We start from the raw sequence: 3,234 nt of genomic DNA on the forward strand, positions 1-3,234 counted from the left end.
GCTGACTTAAAAAAATTATTAGATCAATCTCAGGGCATCTCCGAAGTTGTTGAGGTTAAAAAAAGTGGGTTTAATGTCAAAGCATCTGTTCTGGGTTTGATTGCTCTTGTTTTACTTACCGCTCTCTTAATTTGGTTCTTTATGAGCCAGTCACGTAAAAATTCCCTGCCTGGTCCTCAAGCTCGTGACTACCCATATGAGAGCGAGCAGACAGAATCCATACCGCCAGTTCATCATAAAACCGAACATGCCCATCATGAGCATCATCATGAGGGCATGTCTGATAAGGCTAAGGCACTGTTCGGAAGCATTAACCTAGATTTACCTGTTGCTAAGCCCACTACCTCAGATTTAACGCCAGATGAGCTGCGGGTACGTTTAAATCTTGCCCGCGCTTACATCACTATTGAGGATTTTTCTGCGGCCAAAAAATCTCTTGAAGAGATTGTTCGTATTGGCGCTTCAATCGACCCTGAGATTGTGGTTGAAGCTAAGGGTATGTTGGTCGAGATTTCAAATAGTAGTAGCTAAATTCTTTGATGCGTATTGCCCTCGGACTTCAGTATGACGGCAGCCCTTATTCAGGTTGGCAGTCGCAAGTAGGTCAGAATACGATTCAAGATGAATTGGAAATGGCGATTTCTGCATTTGTTGGGATAGATGCATCGAAATCCAATCCTATTCGTGTAATCACAGCGGGCAGAACAGATGCTGGCGTTCATGCCTTAGGTCAAGTGGTGCACTTTGATGTTGAGGTGGAGCGAGAAAACTGGTCGTGGGTGAGGGGGGTAAATACCTTCCTGCCTGAATCGATTGTGGTCAATTGGGCTCAAGTTGTTACTGAAGAATTCAGTGCTCGTTATTCTGCACATGAACGAACCTATATTTATGCATTACATGCTGGACCATGTCGATCTCCAATGGCGGCAGATCGCGCTGGTTATGTCATGTTGCCCCCGGATCGCTGGTTTGATGTTGAGGCCATGAAGCATGCTTGTGAGTGTTTAATAGGTGAGCATGACTTCACCTCATTTCGCTCTTCAGAGTGCCAAAGTAAGACTCCAGTAAAGACGATGTATTCCATCGAAATCTTTTCGAATGAGCCTTGGCTCTATTTCAAGATCAAAGGAAATGCTTTTTTGCATCACATGGTGCGTAATTTAGTTGGTAGCTTTGTTCAAATCGGCGTTGGTAAGCAAAAAGCAGGGTGGATGGCAGAAGTTCTAGAGGCAAAAGACCGCAGTATTGCAGCGCCTACGTTTTCTCCAGCTGGACTCTATTTGGCTCAAATTGCCTATCCTGATGAGTTTCAGATTCCCAAGCCTTGGCTGGCTAATTCTTGGTTGCCTAAGGCGGTTTACGCTTAAGCAGGTCTTTATTTGCTCAAGGCCTTATCATTTCCCATATGGGCTTACTTACCAACTCTCCTGGACATACTAGAGTCAAAATCTGCGGTTTAAAGACGCCTTCGGATGTCGATGCTGCTGTTGTTGCTGGTGTGGACGCTGTTGGCTTTGTTTTTTATCCGCCCAGTCCAAGAGCGGTTACACCCAATATTGCTGCTGCATTGATTTCTAGGCTTCCAGCTGGGGTTGATGCTGTTGGATTAGTCGTAAATGCCTCAGATGCTGAATTTGAGGCTATTAGGGCCGCTTCCCCCATCACTTTGTGGCAGTTTCATGGGGATGAGTCTCCGCAGGACTGTCAGCGCCTAGCAGCAGGCCAACCCTGGATGAAAGCTGCGCGCGTTGGAGCTGGCTTCGCATTTGATAATTTTTCCCTACAATATAGGCAAGCAAACGCCTTTTTGCTCGATGCGCTCGTTGAGGGCTATGGAGGAGGGGGTGTTCCTTTTGATTGGTCAGGAATTCCGCAAGCATGGATAAGCGCAAACGCGCCTCAGGTCGTTTTGAGTGGTGGATTGAACGTTCACAACGTGGGCGAAGCTATTGCTCGTCTTCATCCTTGCGCGGTTGACGTCTCTAGCGGCGTTGAAATCAGTAAGGGTGTAAAAGATCACGCCTTGATGAAAGAGTTTATCGAGGCAGTGCGAGCGGCAGACGCAAGCACATTGCCCTAACTATTTGCTGTAACTAATCAAAAGAGGTATTTATGTACGATAAGCCAGATGCACGTGGACACTTCGGTCCTTACGGTGGCGTATTTGTTTCTGAGACGCTCATGTTCGCTTTGGATGAACTTAAGGCGGCATATGCTAAATATCAAAACGATCCTGAATTCTTAGAAGAGTTTCATTACGAGCTCAAGCATTTTGTAGGGCGTCCTTCACCGGTCTATCACGCTAAGCGTTGGAGCGAAATGTTGGGTGGTGCGCAGATTTATCTGAAGCGCGAAGATCTTAATCACACTGGCGCTCACAAAATTAATAATGTGATTGGCCAAGCCATGCTAGCAAAGCGTATGGGTAAGCCGCGCATTATTGCGGAAACGGGAGCGGGGCAGCACGGTGTTGCAACTGCAACTATTTGTGCGCGCTTTGGTTTGGATTGCACTGTATATCAAGGTTCTGTGGATGTCGCTCGTCAAGCTCAAAACGTCTTTCGTATGAAGTTGCTAGGCGCAAAAGTTGTGCCTGTTGAATCTGGAACAAAGACACTCAAAGATGCGCTGAATGAAGCGATGCGAGATTGGGTGACAAATGTAGAAGATACCTTCTACATCATTGGTACTGTTGCTGGGCCTCATCCTTATCCGATGATGGTCAGAGATTTTCAGAGTGTGATTGGTGAAGAGTGCAAGGTGCAGATGCCTGAAATGACTGGGCGTCAGCCTGACTATGTCATGGCATGTGTTGGTGGTGGCTCCAATGCCATGGGTATTTTCTATCCCTATATTGACTACCCAGAAGTGAAGCTAGTTGGTGTAGAAGCGGCGGGCCATGGCTTAAATAGCGGCCTTCACTCTGCAGCACTTTGCGTCGGTAAGCCAGGCGTATTGCATGGTAATCGTACATACCTACTGCAAGATGAGAATGGTCAGATTTCTGAAACCCATTCAGTTTCTGCTGGTATGGATTATCCCGGCGTTGGCCCAGAGCATGCTTGGCTGAAAGATTCTGGTCGTGCTGACTACGTGGCAGTGACCGATGAAGAAGCCTTGAAGGCATTTCATGATTGCTGCCGTATCGAAGGCATCATTCCTGCTTTAGAGTCTTCTCATGCTATTGCTTATGCATGCAAACTGGCGCCAACTTTATCCAAAGATAAAACGATC

3 protein-coding genes and 1 pseudogene are annotated in these 3,234 nt (G+C 46.8%); all 4 read left to right on the forward strand.

Translation table 11 applies throughout. From position 1 onward, the window contains the following. Positions 1 to 531, forward strand: a pseudogene (locus tag B7Y67_RS13705) (pilus assembly protein FimV); the annotation flags it as partial. A 5-nt stretch (positions 532 to 536) separates the two neighbouring features. Continuing rightward, entirely contained in the window at positions 537 to 1,367 is an 831-nt protein-coding gene (gene truA, locus B7Y67_RS13710; protein WP_293599131.1) for a tRNA pseudouridine(38-40) synthase TruA, read from the forward strand. A 38-nt stretch (positions 1,368 to 1,405) separates the two neighbouring features. Further along, a complete protein-coding gene (locus B7Y67_RS13715; protein WP_293599132.1) occupies positions 1,406 to 2,080 on the forward strand; it encodes a phosphoribosylanthranilate isomerase in 675 nt (224 codons plus the stop codon). Between the two features lie 32 nt (positions 2,081 to 2,112). Next, positions 2,113 to 3,234, forward strand: a 1,122-nt coding sequence (gene trpB / locus B7Y67_RS13720; RefSeq protein WP_293599133.1) for a tryptophan synthase subunit beta, incomplete at its 3' end; no start/stop codon positions are given.

This window comes from Polynucleobacter sp. 35-46-11 (assembly GCF_002281105.1).

Excerpts from the sequence above, each read along its gene's own strand:
- B7Y67_RS13715 (WP_293599132.1), top strand. The coding sequence starts at position 1,406 with ATGGGCTTACTTACCAACTCTCCTGGACATACTAGAGTCAAAATCTGC.